General features: G+C 71.7%; 14 protein-coding genes and 1 other RNA gene. 6 read left to right on the forward strand and 9 right to left on the reverse strand.

Features of this window, described 5'->3' with window-relative positions; all coding sequences use genetic code 11:
- The 3 genes from PQI07_RS06095 to PQI07_RS06105 form a co-directional block, all read right to left on the reverse strand.
- Nucleotides 1-618, reverse strand: coding sequence for a 5-formyltetrahydrofolate cyclo-ligase (locus PQI07_RS06095; protein WP_274926256.1), 618 nt, complete (start codon nt 616-618; stop codon nt 1-3).
- Nucleotides 608-764: non-coding RNA, 6S RNA (gene ssrS, locus PQI07_RS06100), on the reverse strand. The genes PQI07_RS06095 and ssrS overlap by 11 nt, the downstream gene beginning before the upstream one ends.
- A gap of 82 nt (nt 765-846) precedes the next feature.
- Nucleotides 847-1,101 (reverse strand): hypothetical protein, encoded by a 255-nt coding sequence (locus tag PQI07_RS06105; protein WP_274926257.1) that lies wholly within the window; start codon nt 1,099-1,101, stop codon nt 847-849.
- A 442-nt stretch (nt 1,102-1,543) separates the two neighbouring features.
- Between PQI07_RS06105 and PQI07_RS06110 the strand changes: the two genes are divergently transcribed.
- Nucleotides 1,544-3,649 carry a GumC family protein gene (locus tag PQI07_RS06110; RefSeq protein ID WP_274926258.1) on the forward strand — a complete coding sequence of 702 codons (2,106 nt, stop codon included), beginning with the start codon at nt 1,544-1,546 and terminating at the stop codon, nt 3,647-3,649.
- Nucleotides 3,646-4,950 (forward strand): VpsF family polysaccharide biosynthesis protein, encoded by a 1,305-nt coding sequence (locus PQI07_RS06115; protein WP_274926259.1) that lies wholly within the window; start codon nt 3,646-3,648, stop codon nt 4,948-4,950. The genes PQI07_RS06110 and PQI07_RS06115 overlap by 4 nt, the downstream gene beginning before the upstream one ends.
- 34 nt (nt 4,951-4,984) lie before the next feature.
- Here PQI07_RS06115 and PQI07_RS06120 read toward each other — a convergent pair whose 3' ends face one another.
- Both PQI07_RS06120 and PQI07_RS06125 read right to left on the reverse strand, forming a co-directional pair.
- Entirely contained in the window at nt 4,985-6,226 is a 1,242-nt protein-coding gene (locus PQI07_RS06120) for a glycoside hydrolase family 5 protein (RefSeq protein WP_274926260.1), read from the reverse strand.
- Nucleotides 6,220-7,401 (reverse strand): DUF1972 domain-containing protein, encoded by a 1,182-nt coding sequence (locus PQI07_RS06125; protein WP_075381331.1) that lies wholly within the window; start codon nt 7,399-7,401, stop codon nt 6,220-6,222. The genes PQI07_RS06120 and PQI07_RS06125 overlap by 7 nt, the downstream gene beginning before the upstream one ends.
- Before the next feature lie 106 nt (nt 7,402-7,507).
- Here PQI07_RS06125 and PQI07_RS06130 point away from each other — a divergent pair, with 106 nt between their 5' ends.
- Nucleotides 7,508-8,773 carry a glycosyltransferase family 4 protein gene (locus tag PQI07_RS06130; RefSeq protein WP_083936064.1) on the forward strand — a complete coding sequence of 422 codons (1,266 nt, stop codon included), beginning with the start codon at nt 7,508-7,510 and terminating at the stop codon, nt 8,771-8,773.
- A gap of 318 nt (nt 8,774-9,091) precedes the next feature.
- A complete protein-coding gene (locus PQI07_RS06135) occupies nt 9,092-10,090 on the forward strand; it encodes a lipid II:glycine glycyltransferase FemX (RefSeq protein ID WP_043382631.1) in 999 nt (332 codons plus the stop codon).
- 18 nt (nt 10,091-10,108) lie between these two features.
- Here the strand turns inward: PQI07_RS06135 and PQI07_RS06140 are convergent, their stop codons facing one another.
- Both PQI07_RS06140 and PQI07_RS06145 read right to left on the reverse strand, forming a co-directional pair.
- Nucleotides 10,109-11,374 (reverse strand): MATE family efflux transporter, encoded by a 1,266-nt coding sequence (locus tag PQI07_RS06140; RefSeq protein WP_274926261.1) that lies wholly within the window; start codon nt 11,372-11,374, stop codon nt 10,109-10,111.
- Between the two features lie 206 nt (nt 11,375-11,580).
- Nucleotides 11,581-12,723 carry an aminotransferase class V-fold PLP-dependent enzyme gene (locus PQI07_RS06145; protein ID WP_274926262.1) on the reverse strand — a complete coding sequence of 381 codons (1,143 nt, stop codon included), beginning with the start codon at nt 12,721-12,723 and terminating at the stop codon, nt 11,581-11,583.
- Between the two features lie 143 nt (nt 12,724-12,866).
- On the opposite strand from PQI07_RS06145, the gene PQI07_RS06150 reads away from it, so the two are divergent.
- On the forward strand, nt 12,867-14,117 hold the full coding sequence (locus tag PQI07_RS06150; protein WP_043760294.1) for a molybdopterin molybdotransferase MoeA: 1,251 nt from the start codon (nt 12,867-12,869) through the stop codon (nt 14,115-14,117).
- A 66-nt stretch (nt 14,118-14,183) separates the two neighbouring features.
- Complete coding sequence (locus PQI07_RS06155; RefSeq protein WP_274926263.1) at nt 14,184-15,056, forward strand: 4-(cytidine 5'-diphospho)-2-C-methyl-D-erythritol kinase; 873 nt, start codon at nt 14,184-14,186, stop codon at nt 15,054-15,056.
- A 19-nt stretch (nt 15,057-15,075) separates the two neighbouring features.
- Here the strand turns inward: PQI07_RS06155 and PQI07_RS06160 are convergent, their stop codons facing one another.
- Both PQI07_RS06160 and PQI07_RS06165 read right to left on the reverse strand, forming a co-directional pair.
- Nucleotides 15,076-15,558 (reverse strand): hypothetical protein, encoded by a 483-nt coding sequence (locus PQI07_RS06160; protein WP_274926264.1) that lies wholly within the window; start codon nt 15,556-15,558, stop codon nt 15,076-15,078.
- The gene (locus PQI07_RS06165; RefSeq protein ID WP_274926265.1) at nt 15,555-17,372 is read right to left on the reverse strand and encodes a chloride channel protein; all 1,818 of its coding nucleotides are present in this window, start codon (nt 17,370-17,372) and stop codon (nt 15,555-15,557) included. The genes PQI07_RS06160 and PQI07_RS06165 overlap by 4 nt, the downstream gene beginning before the upstream one ends.
- Nucleotides 17,373-17,403 lie beyond the last annotated feature (31 nt).

A 17,403-nucleotide genomic window follows, 5' to 3' on the forward strand; every position in this document is an offset into this window, starting at 1 on the left:
TCAGGCGGTCCTGTCGCAGCGGATCACGCCGGACTCGGTGATCACGAACTGGAGGGGTCGGTCGTGCGGCTCGGCCGGCACCCGCTCCACCTCCTGGGCGGCGAAGCCGATGCCGACGGTCAGGACCGGACGGGTCCGGGAGAGGCGCGCGATCGCGCCGTCGTAGTAGCCGCGGCCGTATCCGATGCGCTGACCGGTCCGGTCGAAGGCGGCGAGCGGGACGATCAGCGCGTCGGGCTCCACCGGCGGAAGCGACGGATCGGGCTCGCTGAGACCGAATCGGCCGGCGATCAGGTCGTCGCCGACGCGCCATTCGCGAAACACCAGGCCGTCCGGCGTGACGTGCGGCAGGGCCACGGCCTGGGCACGGGCGCGCAGGCTCTCGACGGCGGGGCGGGGATCGACTTCGCTGCGGATCGGCCAGAAGGCCCCCACCAGACGGGCCTGGGCAAGCTCGGGCAGCGCGAGGAGCGCGCGTCCGATCGCCGCCGAGGCGGCCTGCCGAGCCGCGGGATCGAGGGCGTCGCGGGCTGCGAGGGCAGCGCGGCGGAGTTCCGCCTTTCGGGCGACGTCCGGAGCTTCGGCGCTGGCCTGGGGAGGGGTCGGGTGCGGAGCCACGTGAGCCGTTGGAGGATCGATCCCGGGAAACCTACAGCGTAGGTGGGCGCCGTGTTGGCCAAGTCCAGGGACGAGGCCAGGGACAGCTCCCGAGGGAGTCGATAAGGCCCCGGGGATAGTGCTCCTGACGAACTCTGCAGCCCCGCTGTCATCATGTAGCGGTCCTGACCCGATCCCGCCAGGGCCGGGCGTACCAAAAACCGCAGGTCGTCGCTTCAGGTCGTCGCTTCAGGCCGGCGCCGCTCCGCCGTCTTTCGCGCCGGCCGCTCGGGCCCGGGCCACCGCGAGAATCTCGAAGCGGCCCTCCTCGTCGGCGACCGACTGCCACAGGCGGATCAGCTCGATGAGATCGGCCAGCGGGCGCGATGCCGGAGTCCCGAAGAAGGCCGCGACCGGCACCCCGGTCACGTCCGCGATCCGACGCAGATGGGCACTGACATCGCGCCGCCCACCGGCCCGGTCCTCGAAGCTGGCTGTCTGCATAAGAGCGCACCCAAAATTGGATCGCAGGCCGCGAAGTTAGACAATGCTACGTCGCCACGTGATCAATACAATTTATCCGATGGGATAATAGAGTATGCCGCAGCGGTTATCCACGCCGATGGCGCTCCATATCGGTGAAAGCCGCATCACGGGGGCCGCCGTCTTTGCGTGGCTGGCGAGCCGGCTAGGTCGGCCTGCCGACAGACCTCCGCGATGCGGCGACGTGTGCGAGCCGCGCGCCACCGACATGCTGTAGCAACAATCGGAACGACGCAGTCATCCGGGACCGCGCCGCGTGCCGATTGTTTACCATGCCCCCAGTCATCCGCGCGATTGAGGCGCTGATCGGGGTCCCGATACATTGTCCGCAGACTGCGCGACTCTTGCAGTAGAGAAGGCGCCCGCGAGGGACCGACCAAGATTGAGACGACGGTGACCGATCGTGGCACAGATCGACCATAACATCGCTGTCGCGACGTGGCTCGCCCCCGTGCAGCCGGCTCATCCCGAGCGTCCGGGCCCGAACCGTCCGGACACGACGGCCGAGCTGGGCGACCTGTGGCGGATCCTGTGGCGGCGCAAGCGGCTGGTCTTCGGAACGGCGCTGCTGCTCGGACTCACCGTGCTGGCCTATGCCCTGATCACGCCGTCGCTCTACACGGCCACGGGACAGATCCTGATCGATCCCCGAGACCGTCAGGTCGTCACCAACGACGTCAATCCCGCCGCATTGTCGCCGGATGGTGGCATCGCGCAGGTCGAGAGCCAGGTGAAGGTGATCGAGTCGGACGCCGTCCTGGGGCGGGCGGTCGATCAGGCCGGCCTCGAGCGGGTGCCAGGCTTCGGCGTTCCGCAGGAGAGCGGCATCGCCCGTGCGTTGGCGTCCCTTCGCGAGATGCTGACCGGACCGAGACCGGAACGGCGCGTCGATGCGCGCGGCCGCGCCCTCGACCAGCTGCGACGCCGGCTCGCGGTCAAGCGCGCCGACAAGGTGTTCGTGATCGACTTGGTCGTCACCACGACCGACCCCGATCTCTCGGCGCGGATCGTCAATGCCATCGCAGGCGCCTACCTGACGGACCAGACCGAGGCCCGCTCGGACGCCGCCAAGCGCGCCGCGGGCGATCTGCGCGGGCGCCTCGACGAGCTGCGGAACGCCGTCAACACCGCCGACAAGAAACTGGAGGATTACAAGGCGCGCAACGGCCTCATCGCCTCCAGCGGCCGGCTGGTGAACGAGCAGCAACTCACCGACCTGAATGCACGGCTTGTCGCGGCACGGGCTCGGACCGCCGAGGCCAAGGCGCGCCTTCAGGGGATCCGCGACGCGCGCGGGCAGGCGATCGGGTCCGGAGCGATGCCGGAAGCCGTCCAGTCCTCAGTGATCGACCGGCTCCGCGGCCAGTACGCGGAACTCGCGGCCAAGGAGGCGGACCTGCGCACCAATCTCGGCGAGCGCCACCCGTTCATCGCCGCCGTGCGCACGCAGATGCAGGACGTCCGCCGGCTGATCGACGCCGAGCTGAACCGGATCGCGGGCGCCGCCGAGACCGAGTCCCAGCGGGCCCAGGCCAACGAACGGACCCTCGCGGCGGAGCTGGAACGCCTGCAGCGGCAATCGGCGGTCAACGCCCAGTCGTCGGTGCAGCAGCGCGAGCTGGAGCGGGAGGTCGACGCGGCGCGCTCGGTCTACAACGCCTTCCTGGTCCGCGCCCGGGAGATCAAGGAGCAGACCAGCATCGACAGCTCGAACGCGCGGATCATCACCGCGGCGCGGCCGCCGCAGGATCCGAGCTGGCCACCGCGCCTGATCCTGGTCGCCGCCGCCCTCGCCGGCGGCCTCGGCCTCGGCGCCGGTCTCGCGCTGACGCGGGAATACCTCGCGCCGACCGTGCTCTCGTCCCGGCAGTTGGAGCGCCTGTCGAACGCCCCGGTCGTCGCGGTGCTGCCCGGCCTGCGGCCGGGCGGCGCGAGCGCGAGCGCGGCGAGCATGACGCTCGACCACCTCGCCGCGACCTCAAGCAGCCGCGGCCGCTCCCTGGCGCTGCTCGTGACCTCGGGCGAATCCGACGATGCGGAGCGCCGGGCCGTGATCGCGCTGCTCGCCGCCGTGGCGGTCGGGCGCGGCGACCGGGTTTTGCGGATCGATGCCGATCTGCGATCCGACGGCTCCGGCACCGGCGGCCTGCTCGACGTGCTGCGCGGCGAGCAGAGCCTCAACGCCGTGACGCAGACCGACCCGGCCTCCGGTGCCCGCCGGATCGGACTCGGCGATACGGTGAAGCCCCTGCGCGACGCCCTGACACCCGCCAACATCGAGCGCTTCATTGCAGGCGTGAAAGGACGCTTCGACCTCGTGATCGTGGATGGCGGCGTGCTGACCGAGAATCTGCGGCTCGGCCCTCTGGCGGCCGCCGCGGACCGGCTGCTGCTGGTCGCCTGCAACGGTGCGACGCGCCAGCGCGATCTGATCGACCTCGTCGATACGTCGGAGGCCCTCGGCCGACCGGTCTCCGGCTCCCTGCTCCTCACCCGGCGCACCGCGTGAGGACCCTCCGGCAGACCGCCGTCGCGCGCCGCCGCGCCGCGGTGGCGCGCCCGGGTCCGGTTCTGCGGGTCCTTCTGCGGGTGGAAGCGGCGGCGCTGTCGCTCTGGGCCCTCCTCCTCGTCGGGGTCTCCGGCGGCCTTCTGTGGGTGCTGGGGCTCAACTACGAGGGGATCACCGGCTCGGCCGCCTCCAAGATCCACCCGGCCACCTATCTGGCGGTGATCCTGATCGGCTGGACGCTGGTGCGGGCGGGCAATCCCGTGATCCCGGTGGCAGGCGCGCTGAACCGACGGCCGGCCAGCGTGCTCCTGGCCGCCTGCGGCGTGGCGCTCCTCGCGCTGATCGCGGCCCGGGGCGGCGCGGGCCTCGCCGGCTCGATCGATACCTTCGTGCTCGCCGGCCTCATCCCGATCCTGCTGATGGACCGCGACGCCGCCACGCTCGGCCGGCTGGAGACCGTCTTCCACGGGGTCATGCTCGCCAACGCCCTGCTCGGCCTGTTCGAACTGGCGAGCGGCCAGCGATTCTTTCCCTATCGGTTCGACGGCGTCGCGTTCGAATCCGACACCCGCTCGGCGGCGTTGCAGGGGCATCCGCTGGCCAACGCGACCTTGACGGCCTGCTACATCCTGGCGCTCGCCAAGGGTGGTGGCCGGCTGGCGCCGATGGCCCGCGCCGCGATGATCGGCCTCCAGCTGGTCGCCCTCGTCACGTTCGGCGGTCGCTCGGCCACCGTCACGACACTGGTTCTCGGGAGCGGCGTGGGCCTCGTGGCCCTGAACCGCACCCTGCGCACCGGCCGCGTTCCGCTGGCGGCGGCGGCCGGTGCCTGCTTCGCCCTCACCCTGCTGCCGGTTCTGGTCGCTATCCTGGCCGCTGCCGGCTTCTTCGACACCCTCCTGGACCGGTTCGTCTCGGACGGCGGCAGCGCCAAGGCCCGGGTCGACATGCTCTCGGTCTTCGACGCGATCCCGTTCCGGCAGCTTCTGCTCGGCCCCGACTTCCTGCAGGTGAACACCCTGCGCCGGATCTACGGGCTGGAATGGGGCATCGAGAATTCGATCATCTCGGCCGTGCTCTATCACGGCATCCTGGTGACGGCGGTGCTGGTGATCGCGGTGGGGCTCTACCTGGCGGAGATCGCGCGGGATTGTCGGCGCGGGGTCTGGCTGCCGATCCTGGCCTTCGTGATCCTGGTGAACACCTTCGAGGGCTTGGCCGGCAAGACCACCCTGCTCGCCAAGTTCGCCCTGATGCTCATCGTGCTGTTCCCGCCCCTCCCCGCCCGGGGGCGCGTCTGATTGGGAGCGAAGATCGGCCGGATCGGCGGGCGTTTCAGGACCGGCTCCGGAGCCCGAGCGCTGCGACGAGGGCGGGATCGGCGACGTGCGCGTCGTCCATGAAGCCGAGGCCGTCGAAGAGATTCCAGAACGACCAGGCGAACCCATTCGTCTCGGCCGCCATCCGGACGTCGCGGATATAGGCGGCCCGGTCCGGAGCCCGGGACGCCGTGAACCGGGCATCGGTGCGCAGGGCCCCGAACTCGCCCATCAGAACGTGTCCCGGGGCGATGCCGTAGAGGTCCGCCCAAGTCGACACCGGCGCCATCGCGTCGGCGATGTAGGCGGGGCCGGGCGCGGCCTCGAAATAGTCGCGCAGCTTCGCTTCAATCACCGCCCGATCGCGCGCCTTCTCGGCCTGCGTCACCGTGCGGTCCGCGTCCATGCGCGCCTCGACCACCGCCAGCGTCTCCCGCAGCGTGCCGCGCGTCCCGGGCCAGGGAACCGCCGTGAGCCAGCGATAGAACGGCTCCTCGGTAAGCCACGTCGCCCCCTGATGGGAGAACAGGTACGGCTCGTAGAAGTGGAACGTGTAGAGCAGCGGCGAAAACCGCGCGAGGGTGCCCGGATCGAGCGCGGTCAGGCCGGCGACGAGACTGCCGCAGGATCCCGTCGCCACCAGGGTCAGCGCCGGTGCCGCCGCCCGGGCCGCCTCGAGGAGCCTGTCCTGGACCCGATTCCAGGCGAGCGCGCCGCAGGCCTGCGGCGGCTCGTTCACCGGTTCCAGGGCCACTTGGCCGGCATCCTTCCGGGCACACAGGCGCGCGAGGGCGCCGACGAGGTCGCGATAGGCGGAGAACAGCGGCGCCCGGTCTGAACCGTAGAACGCGTCGGGCGTGTAATGGTGAGTCGCGGCATTGGCCTGGACATTGACCACGACGCGCAGCCCGGCCGCCAGGATCGCATCGATGGCGGCAGAGAGCGCATCGAACAGTTCGGTGCGCCGGGTGCCCGTGAAGGCCACGAAGGGTCCGGGATCGAGGGGCAGTCGCACGAAGTCGAAGCCGAGATCGGCGAGCTGCCCCAGGTCGCGGGGCGTGGGTATCGGCCGGCCGGCCTGGAAGGGCGGCCAGGCATAGTCGGTCCGCGGAGGCGGGTATTCGGTGGTCAGCGAGAACCACGGCCACAGGGCGATGCCCCGACGCAACGCGATCGGCGCAGGCGTCGCTCGGACGGGTCGCGCCCCCGCCGCTGCGAGGGCACCGACGAGCAGCGAGCGCCGGCTTGGGCCTACCATTCCGGACCGGCTGCGGCGCCGACGAGAACGGCGCCGGGTTCGGCGGCCGAGACGTCCGGCGCCGGCGGGTAGCCGCCGACCCGGCGCAGCGTGTCCTCATAGGAGGCCAGCACGTCGTCCCAGCGGAACCGCTCGGCGCGCCGCCGTGCGGCCTTGCGGGCCGCCGCGACCGCGGCCTCGTCGGCGAGGACATGCGCGATCGCTGCGGCGCAGCTGTCCCGATCCGAGAAGTAGAACTGATCGTCGCCGGCCGTGCCCCGGTTGAACGGATTGTCGTGGGCGATCACGGCGTTGCCTGCCCACAGCGCCTCGACCAGCGACGGGTTGGTGCCGCCCACGGTGTGACCGTGGAGATAGGCCCGCGCATGAACCCGAAGGGCCTGAACCTGCTCGGGCTCATAGATGGCGCCGGGGAACAGCACCTCGGGCGAGGCGGCATCCTCCACGGCGCGATGGTACGGGTTGCCGACATTCAGCGTGCCGAGGACGACCAGCCGCATGCCCCGGGCGCGGCGTGAGAACGCCTCGACGAGCGTCAGGATGTTGTTGTCCGGCTCGATGCGAGCGATCGAAACGAGGTAGCGATCGGGCTCGAGCCCGAGGGGCGGCGGTCCGGTTTCGGCCGGAGGGTCGCCGCCATACGGAATGGTCGTGATGGCCGCGCGCGGCCGGCGTCGGGCGAGATGGTCGGCGATCCCGGGATGGTCGGCCACCAACCGCTGCGAGGACCACGCGGCGATCCACTCGCTGACATAGAAGAAGGCGCGGACGGGCAGCGACCATTTCGGACGGCGCCACTCGATGCCGTCCATGTTCGTCACGATCCGTCCGCCGCGCGCCCGCAGGTAGGGCAGGAACACCGCACCGTTGTACCCGAGCACCAGGCACACGCCGCCGCGTGTCGCCGCATCGTGCGTGCAGATGGCGTCGAAGGCGAGAGTCGCGGCAGGGCCGCTCAGGCCGGTCTCCACGGTGATCAGTTCGACGCCGTTCCAGAGGCGAGTCGAAATGCGCTCCCGCACCGTGTCGACGTCTCGCTGACAGTACACCCCGACCTGCCATCCGCGACCGGCCAAGAACAGCGCCAGACGTTCGGCAAAAGTCTCGAAGCCGCCATGCGCAGCCGGAATTCCGCGCGTGCCAAGAATAAGTAGTTTCGGTGCGCGGTCAGCCATGGACCTTCCTTCCCAATTAAGGGCCCCTATTGTAAAGCCCGAGGATACAGTCACGGCGCCCTGCTATTACAACCGCTAGTTGCTGTAAAAATTCAGAAATAGACTTATGGTTGATAGCCCAGGATTCAAGTCGTGTCGCGTCAGCGACGACGATCGCGCCCTCGCAGCCGCCATGCGCGCGGAGGGCGACGCCACGTCGCGTCTGCGGATCACCTGCGTCCATCAGGGCTTCGAGTTGTACGGCTCGGATCGCTGCTTCATCGAGACCGTCCGGACCATCCGGGCCGCCCATCCCACCGCGCGGATCGACGTGGTGCTCCCGCGGCACGGTCCGATCGTCGCCGGGCTGGAGCCGTTCGCCAACGACATCGTCATCGCACCGCTCTGGATCCTGCGGCGCAAGAATCTGGCGCGACTCGCAACTCTGGGTCTGTTGACGCTGCCCATCGCCATAATCCGTGCGTTGCGTCGCATCCGCGCGAGCGACCTCGTCTACATCAACACCACCGTGGTGGCCGACTATCTGTTGGCCGCCCGGCTCGCGCCCGGCCGGAGCATCGTGCACGTCCACGAGATCCCCGAAGGCGTTGTGCTGAAGGTCCTGCGTGGTCTGATCCGCTGGAGCGGCGCCAACGTGGTGTTCAACTCGCGGGCCACCGAGCGAACCTACGCCCTGCCCCACGGGACCACAGCCCGCGTCGTCTATAACGGCATCGCCGGTCCGGCGGAGCCGAACCGGCCTGCGTATGACGGGTCTCGGCCGCTTCGGGTGCTGATGCTCGGGCGGATCAGCCGGATCAAGGGACAGGACGTCCTCGTGGAGGCCCTCGCCTCGCTGCCCGAACCCGTGCGCCAGCGGATCCAGGTGCGCATCGTCGGCAGCGCCTTCGAGGATGACGCCCGCGAGCAGGCCCTGGTGAAGCGGATCGCCGAGGCGGGTCTCGCCGATCAGGTCACCCTCGCGCCGTTCGTCGCCGATCCCGCGGCGCTCTACCGCTGGGCCGACGTGGTCACGATGCCGTCGCAGCGACCGGAATCCCTCGGCCGCGTGGCGATCGAGGCGATGTCCTACGGCGTTCCGCCGCTCGTCACCGCCATCGGCGGCCTTCCGGAGGTGGTGGAGGCCGGGAAGACCGGTTGGATCGTTCCGTCGGGCGGCCCGGAGCCGATCGCCGCCGTGCTGGCGGATCTGGTCGCTGACCCGGCGCGCTGGCGCGATTTCGGCCGTGCGGCGCGGGCACGCTACGAGAGCCTGTTCTCCGAAGCCTCGGCGGCCGAGGGTATCGAGGCGATCGTCCGGACGACGCTGCGCCGCCCGCGGGCGACGGATGCCGCGCGCGCCGCGGACGTTCCGGCCCGCCCGGCAGCTTAGAGCCGGCGTCCTCGCATTCGCCTCGGTTCCGATCCGGCGACGGAGCCGGTCGTGGGACCGGGCTCGCCCTCAGCGATCGGGGCCGAGCGCCGCAGCCGCGCGGGGCGGGGCGAGGCGGACCATACGGCAACTGACGGTCGTCCACCGCTTCGCGGATTCGCCCCGAGGCCTCGAAGGCCCGCTGGACACGACGGGGATTCGGCGCGCAGTGCGGCAGTCACCCTGTGGACGATCGGCGGCGCAAGGATGCAATGCGACCGCGCCTGATCGATGAGCGTGCAGCGCGGACAACCCTGCCTGGGCAGGACGAGGAGCGACATGGCAGCCAAGCTCGCAGTTCAGGAGACTGCGGATGCCCTGGACTGGGACAGACGGATTTGGGCTTGCCCGGGCGCCAACATCTATTGCGGCAGTCCCTGGGGCGCCTACAAGGCGCGGCGCGGATTGGCGGTGCGGCGCGCGGTGGTGACCGGCGACGGCGCGGATCTCGCCTTCATCCAGTGGCAGACCCGTCGCAAGGGGCCGGCGCGGTTCATCCACGTCCAAGGCGGCCCCTTGCTGACCCAGGCGGGGACACACCGCGCGGAGGCGGTGTTCGCGGCGTTCATCGATCACCTCGCCCTCGGTCGGCTCGACATCCTCGCCATCGACTACGAGCAGTTCGAGACACGGGATGCGACGCTGGCTCTCCTGATGCACGGCTTCACCCCGGTGATCGGCGCGCACGATCACACTCTCGAACTCGACCTGACGCAGGATCTCGACGCCATCCAGGCCGGTATGGAGCAGCGCTGGCGCAAGGCCCTGCGCAAGGCGGAGCGCAACACCGAGGTCACGACGCATTTCCTGACAGACCGAGCCGAGCGCCTGTCGGCCTTCGACGATTTCACCGCGATGTTCGCGGCCCTGCGGGAGCGCAAGGGTTTCGCCACGACGCTGCAGCCGAAGGCCTACCGGGACATCGCGGCTGAGGACGAGCACCTGCTCTTCCTCGACGTCCGCGAGAAGGGAGAGCGCATCCTCGTGCGCATCGCGCATCTGTCGGACACGCGCTGCACGGATTTCTACACGGCCTCGAACGCGCGGGCCCGGGCGACGGGCGCCGCCACCCTCGCCGTCTGGCGCTTCGTGGAACGAGCGAAGGCGGAAGGCTGCCGCGTCTTCGATTTCGGCGGCATCGATCCGGCTGTGAACCGTCCCGTCTTCGACTTCAAGCGCGGCCTGTGCACCCACGTCGTCCAGCACAACCCGCTCTGGATCTACAGCAAGACGCCCGCGCTGCGGAAACTGGCGCCCGTCCTGCTCTCCCTCCGCTGAGCGCCGCCGCCGCGCCCTTCACAGGACGCCGACGGGCCGCGCCGGCCTCGGATGCCGGGCCAGCGTCCGAAAGGCCGAGACCGACCAGACCAGCGTGGCCACCTCGGAGGACAGCAGGCCGACGAGCGCCGTGGCGGGAGGCATCAGCAACAGCAGGATCGGCACCATCACGGCCATGCCGAGGGCGGCGCTCGCCACCGCACCCGCCGTGATGGTCCGGAACGCCGCGGAGGCCTCCAGATAGGCCCGCGGGATCGCGTAGAGCAGCGACACGGTCACCACCGCCCAGACGCCGAGCCCGATCCAGCCCATCGGCTGATCGGCGAACCGCCCCTTGAATAGGATGTCCTCGATCAGCGGCAGGGCGGCCGCCATCAGCGCTCCATAGGCGAGACAGGCGCTGCCGAGCAGGATCCCGTTGCGGATGACGAGCCGGCGTGCGGCGTCGACCTGCCCGGCCGCGAGCAGCCGGCTGATCTCCGGCAGGATCATGTTCAGCAGCGCGCTCGCCGGGATGCGCAGCGGCGCATAGAGCACGATCGTGGCGGCGATCGGCGCATAGGCGGCAGGCCCGGCCAGGAGCGCCAGCAGCAGGGTCAGCCCCTGCCCCTGCACGGTTAGGCTGGTGACGCCGGCCAGAGACCAAGCGAGGGTCCGCCAGATCGCCCGGTAGCGCGCCCGTGCCCGCGCGTGGAGGGAGAAGCGGATCCGCTCGCGGAGTGCCCCGTACGCCACGGCGATCGCGATCGCGTGGGCGAGTGCGATCGCCGCGAAGGCCCGATCCAGGAGCGCCGTGCCCTCGCCGTTCAGCCACCGCGCGACCAGGAGACCGCCGCAGACCGCGTAGACCAGATCGCTCAGGCCGGCGATCCTGGGACGGCCGCGGGCGAGAAGCACGATCCGCAGATAGCTCCGGAAGGCGTAGAGGCCCACGAAGGCTCCCGCCGCGAGCGCGCCGAGGCCGATCACCGGGATCAGCACCAAGCCGACGCCTGTCGCCATGACGCCCGAGACGAGCACCGCCCCCGAGCCGAACATCACGTCGTAGCCGAGCGCCGCGGGCCGCCCCAGGCTCCGGGCGACGTGGATCGTCGCCGGGACCGCGACCAGGGCCCGGATATAGGTGATGCCGACCGCACCGACCGCGAAGACGATGGCGAACAAGCCGTAATCGTGCGCGCCGAGTTCGCGCACCAGCAGGATGTTCAGGAGGAAGTGGAACAGGCTCTGGATCAGTTCGCCTGACAGGATCACGGCGAACCGCCCGGAGAGGACGGCGCGCATCGGTCCGGGCAGGCGGCGACGGCCGGGACCCGGGATCCGGAGCCAATCACCGGGACGCGGCATCGAATCGGGCATGTGGGTGTGGACAGTCTCCGTATGGGCGCGCCGACGGTGTTCCGGCACCGTCATCGAGAGCCGGCCGGTGGCGCAGCATCCGCATTCCTCCGGCTCTATGCCTGCGTCGAAGGATCCGCGCCCGATCGGTCTCAGATGACGCCCTGGCACGCGGCGCGCAGTGCGGCAATGCAGCGCGTGAGATCGTCGTCGTTCGCCCAGACATGCGGGCTGATGCGCAGGGCGCCGGAGCGCTCGCTGACGAAGACCTTGTCCTGGTGCAGGCGCCCGACGAGATCGGTCGGCATCCCCGCAGGCGGCCGCAATCCCAGGATGTGCGGTGCCCGCAAGGCCGCCGGCATCGGCGTCAGGCCGAACGCGGCGACCCCGTCCGCCAAGCGGTCTGTCAGCCCGCGCAGGCGGGCGGCGATGGCCGGCACGCGCCATTCGGCGATCAGCTCCAACCCGGCTACGGCCATGGACAACGCCACCGGATCGTAGAGTTCGCCCCGGTCGTAGCGGCGTGCGCCGACGGCCGGCGGCCGGTTCCCGACATTCTCCTCGATGGCCGCCCCGTCCTGCCGGTGCGGCGCCGCGTACAGGAAGGCGAGGCCATAGGGACCGAGGGTCCATTTGTAGGTGGGGAAGGCCAGGAAATCGGGGCGCCACCGGGCGACGCTCACAGGAACGGCGCCCACGGCCTGCGTCGCGTCGATCACCAGGGCCGCGCCCGCCGCATGGACCAGGGGGGCGAGACGGTCGAGGTCGATCAGGCTGCCATCGGTCCAGTGCAGCGGGGTCAGGGTGGCGAGGGCGAGCGGCGCGGCGCCCGGCCGCGTGATCGCGGCCGCGACGGCTTCGGTCCAGTCCCCGTCCGAAGGGCGCGGGATCTCCTCAACCACGAGGCCCTGTCGCTCGGCCAGGCGGTCGAAGGCGAATCGCAGGGACGGAAACTCGTCGGCCACGCGCAGCAGGCGCCCGCCCGGTCTCAAAGTCAGGTTGTGCGCGGCCACCGCCATGGCATGGCTGACCGCGCCGACGATCGCGATATCGTCCGCGCCGGCCCCGATCAGCCGGGCGGCCGCTGCGCGCGCCCGCTCGGCCCAAGCCGGGACCACCGCGCGGGGATGGTCCCAGGGTCGGCTCTTGACCAGAATTCCCGCTTCGCCCGCCTCGCGCACGCCCCGCGGAAGCGGCGACCACGCCGCCGCGTCGAGATAGCAGATGTCGGCAGGCATCTCGAACAGGTGGCGCTGGCAGGGAAGCGCGAGAGAGACGGATTCGGGAAACGCCATGATGCGCGGGAGCCTAGAGGATCTGACCTGTCGGGACCAAGGCCCGGGCTTGATCGCGCGGCGCCGATGCCGCAAGGCGACTCGTCCCAGCCCGCGAGGCCGCCTGTGCCGACCCGCCCGCCCCCGTCTGAGCCCGCAGCGCCATGGGCCGCCTGAGCCCCGACTGCTTCGACGCCGCACCCGCGCCGATGCGGGTCGCCGACGCGGTGGCGCTGATCCGGGCGCGGCTTCCGGTCCTGTCCGGAATCGAGACGGTTCCGCTCGCGGGTGCGGATGGCCGGGTCCTCGCGGAGGACCTGATCGCGCCGCTCGATCTGCCCCCCTTCGACAACGCCGCGGTGGACGGCTACGCCCTGCGGGCCGGCGATCTCGCGGTCGAGGGCGAAACGCGCCTGCCCATCGGCGGACGCGTGCCGGCCGGCCATCCGGCCGCCGATCCGGATCCGGGCGCGGTGGTTCGGATCTTCACCGGGGCGCCGATGCCTCCGGGGACCGACACCGTCGCCATGCAGGAGGACGTGCGGATCGAGGGCGGCACCGTTGTCCTGCCCGAGGGCCTGCTGCCGGGCTCCAACCGGCGGCGGGCCGGCGAGGACGTCGCCCGCGGCAGCATCGTGATCCGCGCCGGGACCCGCCTCGGGCCGCAGCACGTCGCGCTCGCCGCCGCCTGCGGCCTGCCCGCGCTGCCCCTGCGGAAGCCTCTGACGGTCGCGTTGTTCTCCACCGGTGACGAGCTGACGCCGCCCGGCCAGCCGCTGTCGCCGGCCGGCATTTTCGACGCCAACCGGCCGATGCTCGCCGCGCTCCTGAAACGGCTCGGCGCCAACCCGGTCGATCTCGGCATCCTGCGCGACGAGCCGGGGCCTCTGCGGGCGCGCATCGCGGGCGCCGCCGCGTCCCACGACCTGATCCTGACATCGGGGGGCGTCTCCGTCGGCGAGGAGGATCACGTCCGCGCCGCGGTCGAGGCTTCGGGCGCGCTGACCTTCTGGCGGCTGGCGATCAAGCCCGGTCGCCCGGTGGCACTCGGAACCGTGGCCGGCACGCCCTTCATCGGCCTGCCGGGCAATCCGGCCGCTGCCTACGTGACCGCCCTTGCGGTGCTGCGTCCCCTGGTCCTGCATCTCTCCGGGGCACACGACACGGCGCCCGAGATGGCGGTCCGCAGCGGCTTCGCCCGCGAGAAGCGTCCCGGGCGGCGCGAATATCTGCGCGTCTGCCTGCGCGCCGGCCCGGACGGTCTGCCTGAGGCCGTGCCGGCGCCCGGCGGAGCTCTGTCGGGCCTTGCGGGAAGCGACGGGCTGGTCGAACTCGCCGAGGATCTGACCGCGATCCGCGTGGGCGACGCCCTGCCCTATCGGCCGCACGGGGCGTTCGGCGGAGACACCCGCTGAGCTGTTGTTCTGGTCCGCGAGGCTGTAGAGCCTCGGGACAAACCGCTACGACCCGACCGAGACCCCGTGACCCTTCTCGCCGATCGCGCCCCCGCCAAGGTCAACCTGACGCTCCACGTCCTCGGCCGCCGCGTCGGCGACGGCTACCACGTGCTTGAGAGCCTCGTCGCCTTCGCGGGGACTGCCGACCGCCTGACGCTGGATCCCGCTGCCCCGCTGGGCCTGACCGTCAGCGGGCCCACCGCCGGCCCGGCCGGTCCCACGGACGACAACCTCGTCCTCCGGGCCGCCCGGGGCCTCGCCGCGCGGGTCCCGGGGCTGCGCGTGGGCGCTTTCCATCTGGTGAAGCGCCTGCCGGTCGCGGCGGGGATCGGCGGCGGCTCCTCCGACGCCGCCGCGGCCCTGCGGCTGCTGGCGCGCCTCAACGGGCTGTCCCTCGACCACGAGGCCGTCGGCGCGGTGGCGCGCGAGACCGGCGCCGACGTGCCGGTCTGCCTCGTCCCGCGGGCCCGGATGATGCGCGGTGCCGGGGAGGAGATCGGCCCGGCCCTCGGCCTCGCGCCGCTGCCGGCGGTGCTGATCAATCCCGGCGTCCCGGTGCCCACCGCACCGGTCTTCAAGGCGCTGGGCCTCGCCGCCGGCCAGGATCTCCCGGGCGCGCCGCATCCGACGATCCCGCAAGACATGGCGACCGGCGCGCTGCTGGAAGCCCTGGCCGGGGCCCGCAACGATCTGGAGGCGCCGGCTCTGACCGTGGCGCCGGTGATCGGCGACGCGCTCAAGGCCCTCCGCGGCCAGGGCTGCCGCCTCGCGCGGATGTCGGGCTCGGGTGCGACCGTGTTCGCGCTGTTCGCCGACCGTCGCGCGGCCGTGCGGGCCGCCGCAGCCCTGCGCACCGCCCACCCTGCATGGTGGGTCGCACCGACCTTCCTGCGCTGAGCCAACCCGCGGCAGGGGTTCAGGCCGGCTCCGCCGCGTAGACCGTCACGACCCCGTTCCCCTCCGGCACCATCACGCGCCAGCGGCTTGCCCGCGGCAGGTCGCCGGGATCCATCGCGCTGACCCGGCCGCTCCCGACATCGAAGGCGGCCAGCCGGCCGTCCCTGTCGCAGCCGCACAGATACGCGCGGCCGTCACCGAGATGGAGCGCAGCCGGAGCGAGGGCGGCGTGGCCGAATGCGATGTTCGCGAGGGCACCGCTGGGCGCCAGGAAAGCGCCCCGCAGCGCCAACACGTCGGTGTCGGGGGCGATCTCAGAGACGATCCGCAGGTGGCCGTCGGCCTCGTGACGCCGGTTCAGCAGCAGGGCCTCCCGCCGTCCGTCACGCAGGACGACGAGGGCGAGATCAGGCCCGTCCGGGCCGGCGATCAGGTAGCAGCTGCCCGGCCCGAGCTGGTCGAGGCGGGTGGTCCGGCCGGGAAGGCGCGGCTCCATGGTCATGCCTCCATCCGTGCGCGCCGCTCACCCCGCCCCTTCCGGTAGAACGCGCGGCGCTCGGCTTCGGCCCGCACCACGGTGGCGCGCACCTGAAGCAGATCCTTGCGGGTCAGGAGCCCGACGAGGCTGCCGGTCTGCGGATCGGTGACCGGCAGGCGGCCCTGCCCGGCCGACAGCATCACGTCGAGGGCGTGCGAGACCACGTCGCCCGGATGGACGACGGCCAGATCGGCATCCGAGACGCGCTCGCCGAGGGTGCCCGCCTCCGTCTCACCCTCGCGCTCTTCGAGGGTCCAGCGCAGGGCGTCGTTGCGGGAGACGAGGCCCACCGGCCGGCCCGCGCCGTCGACCACCGGGTAGGCGTGGTGGAGGCCGGTCTCGATGGCGGCGAGGGCTTCGGCCAGGGGCAGGTCCGCGTCCAGGGTCTCGACGGTGCGGGTCATCACCGCCTCGACCCGGGCCAGATCGTAGGGATCGATCCCGTATTCCCGGGTGACGTGCTGCCCGCGCCGGGCGATCTTCTCGGTCAGGATCGAGCGCTTGAGGAGGAGCACGGTCACCGCGTAGGCCGCCATGGTGGCGGCGAGCAGGGGCGCCAGGGCGGCGACGTCGCCGGTCACCTCGACGGCGAAGACGACGCCCGTGAGCGGCGCCGGCAGCGTGCCGCCGAGCATCGCCGCCATGCCGAGCAGCGCCCAGAAGCCGTGGGCGCCGGGCAGGAGCAGGCCGATCAGCCAGCCGACGGCGCCGCCAAGGATCAGCAGCGGCGCGAGCACGCCTCCGGACGTGCCCGACGACAGGGCGGCGAGCCAGATCACCGCCTTCACCCCCAGGATCAGCACCACGGCGCTCGCCAGCATGTGGCCGGAGAGCAGGTCGTGGATCACGTCGTAGCCGACGCCGAGCGCCCGGGGCTCCGCGAGGCCGCCCAGGCCGACCACGACGGCGCCGAGGGCGGGCCACCACATCCAGTGGAGGGGAAGCCGCCCGAACCCGTCCTCCAGCGCGTAGAGCGCCCGGGTCAGCGCGCCGGAGATCAGGCCGCAGGCGACGCCGAGCAGCGCGCAGGCGGGAAGCCCCCACCAGGGCAGGGCCGGATTGTCGGCGAAGGGAAACAGCGGGCCGGCGCCGAACAGGGCCGGCCGCCAGCAGGCCGCCGTGACCGCCCCGACGGTCACCGGGACGAGGCTCCGCGGCCGCCACTCGAACAGCAGGACTTCGACGGCGAGCAGCACGGCCGCCACGGGCGTCCCGAAGATGGCGGTCATGCCCGCCGCCGCGCCCGCCACCAGCAGGGTCTTCCGCTCGGCGGCGCTGAGATGGAAGAACTGGGCGAAGAGCGAGCCGACCGCGCCGCCCGTCACGATGATCGGCCCCTCGGCGCCGAACGGGCCGCCGGTGCCGATCGCCACCGCCGAGGAGAGCGGCTTGAGCACGGCCACCTTGGGCGACATCCGGCTCCCGCCGATCAGGATCGCCTCCATCGCCTCCGGGATCCCGTGGCCGCGAATCTTCTCCGAGCCGTAGCGCGCCATGGCGCCGACGATCAGCGCCCCGATCACCGGGATCGCCACCATCCAGGGCCCCGGCGTCGCGCCGGCCAGGGAGGTCAGAGCGGTATCGAAGCGGCCATACCACGCGAGATTGGTCACAAGGCCGATGAGCGTGAGCAGGATCCAGGCGGTGCCGCTCGCGGCCGTGCCGGTGACGACAGCCATGCCGGCCAGCGTCAGGACCCGCCGATCAGCACTGAAATCCCGCAGCGCACGGCGCAACGGCCTGGCACCCCCGCGCTCCCCTTCCGTCCCGCCGATCATCCAGGCCTCCTTTCCTCACGACCGCATTTAT

Source organism: Methylobacterium sp. 092160098-2 (assembly GCF_028920805.1).
Taxonomy (GTDB): domain Bacteria; phylum Pseudomonadota; class Alphaproteobacteria; order Rhizobiales; family Beijerinckiaceae; genus Methylobacterium; species Methylobacterium fujisawaense.

Excerpts from the sequence above, each read along its gene's own strand:
- PQI07_RS06105 (WP_274926257.1), bottom strand. The coding sequence starts at position 1,101 with ATGCAGACAGCCAGCTTCGAGGACCGGGCCGGTGGGCGGCGCGATGTC.
- PQI07_RS06120 (WP_274926260.1), bottom strand. The coding sequence starts at position 6,226 with ATGGTAGGCCCAAGCCGGCGCTCGCTGCTCGTCGGTGCCCTCGCAGCG.
- PQI07_RS06125 (WP_075381331.1), bottom strand. The coding sequence starts at position 7,401 with ATGGCTGACCGCGCACCGAAACTACTTATTCTTGGCACGCGCGGAATT.
- PQI07_RS06130 (WP_083936064.1), top strand. The coding sequence starts at position 7,508 with ATGGTTGATAGCCCAGGATTCAAGTCGTGTCGCGTCAGCGACGACGAT.
- PQI07_RS06135 (WP_043382631.1), top strand. The coding sequence starts at position 9,092 with ATGGCAGCCAAGCTCGCAGTTCAGGAGACTGCGGATGCCCTGGACTGG.
- PQI07_RS06140 (WP_274926261.1), bottom strand. The coding sequence starts at position 11,374 with ATGCGCGCCGTCCTCTCCGGGCGGTTCGCCGTGATCCTGTCAGGCGAA.
- PQI07_RS06145 (WP_274926262.1), bottom strand. The coding sequence starts at position 12,723 with ATGGCGTTTCCCGAATCCGTCTCTCTCGCGCTTCCCTGCCAGCGCCAC.
- PQI07_RS06150 (WP_043760294.1), top strand. The coding sequence starts at position 12,867 with ATGGGCCGCCTGAGCCCCGACTGCTTCGACGCCGCACCCGCGCCGATG.
- PQI07_RS06160 (WP_274926264.1), bottom strand. The coding sequence starts at position 15,558 with ATGACCATGGAGCCGCGCCTTCCCGGCCGGACCACCCGCCTCGACCAG.
- PQI07_RS06165 (WP_274926265.1), bottom strand. The coding sequence starts at position 17,372 with ATGATCGGCGGGACGGAAGGGGAGCGCGGGGGTGCCAGGCCGTTGCGC.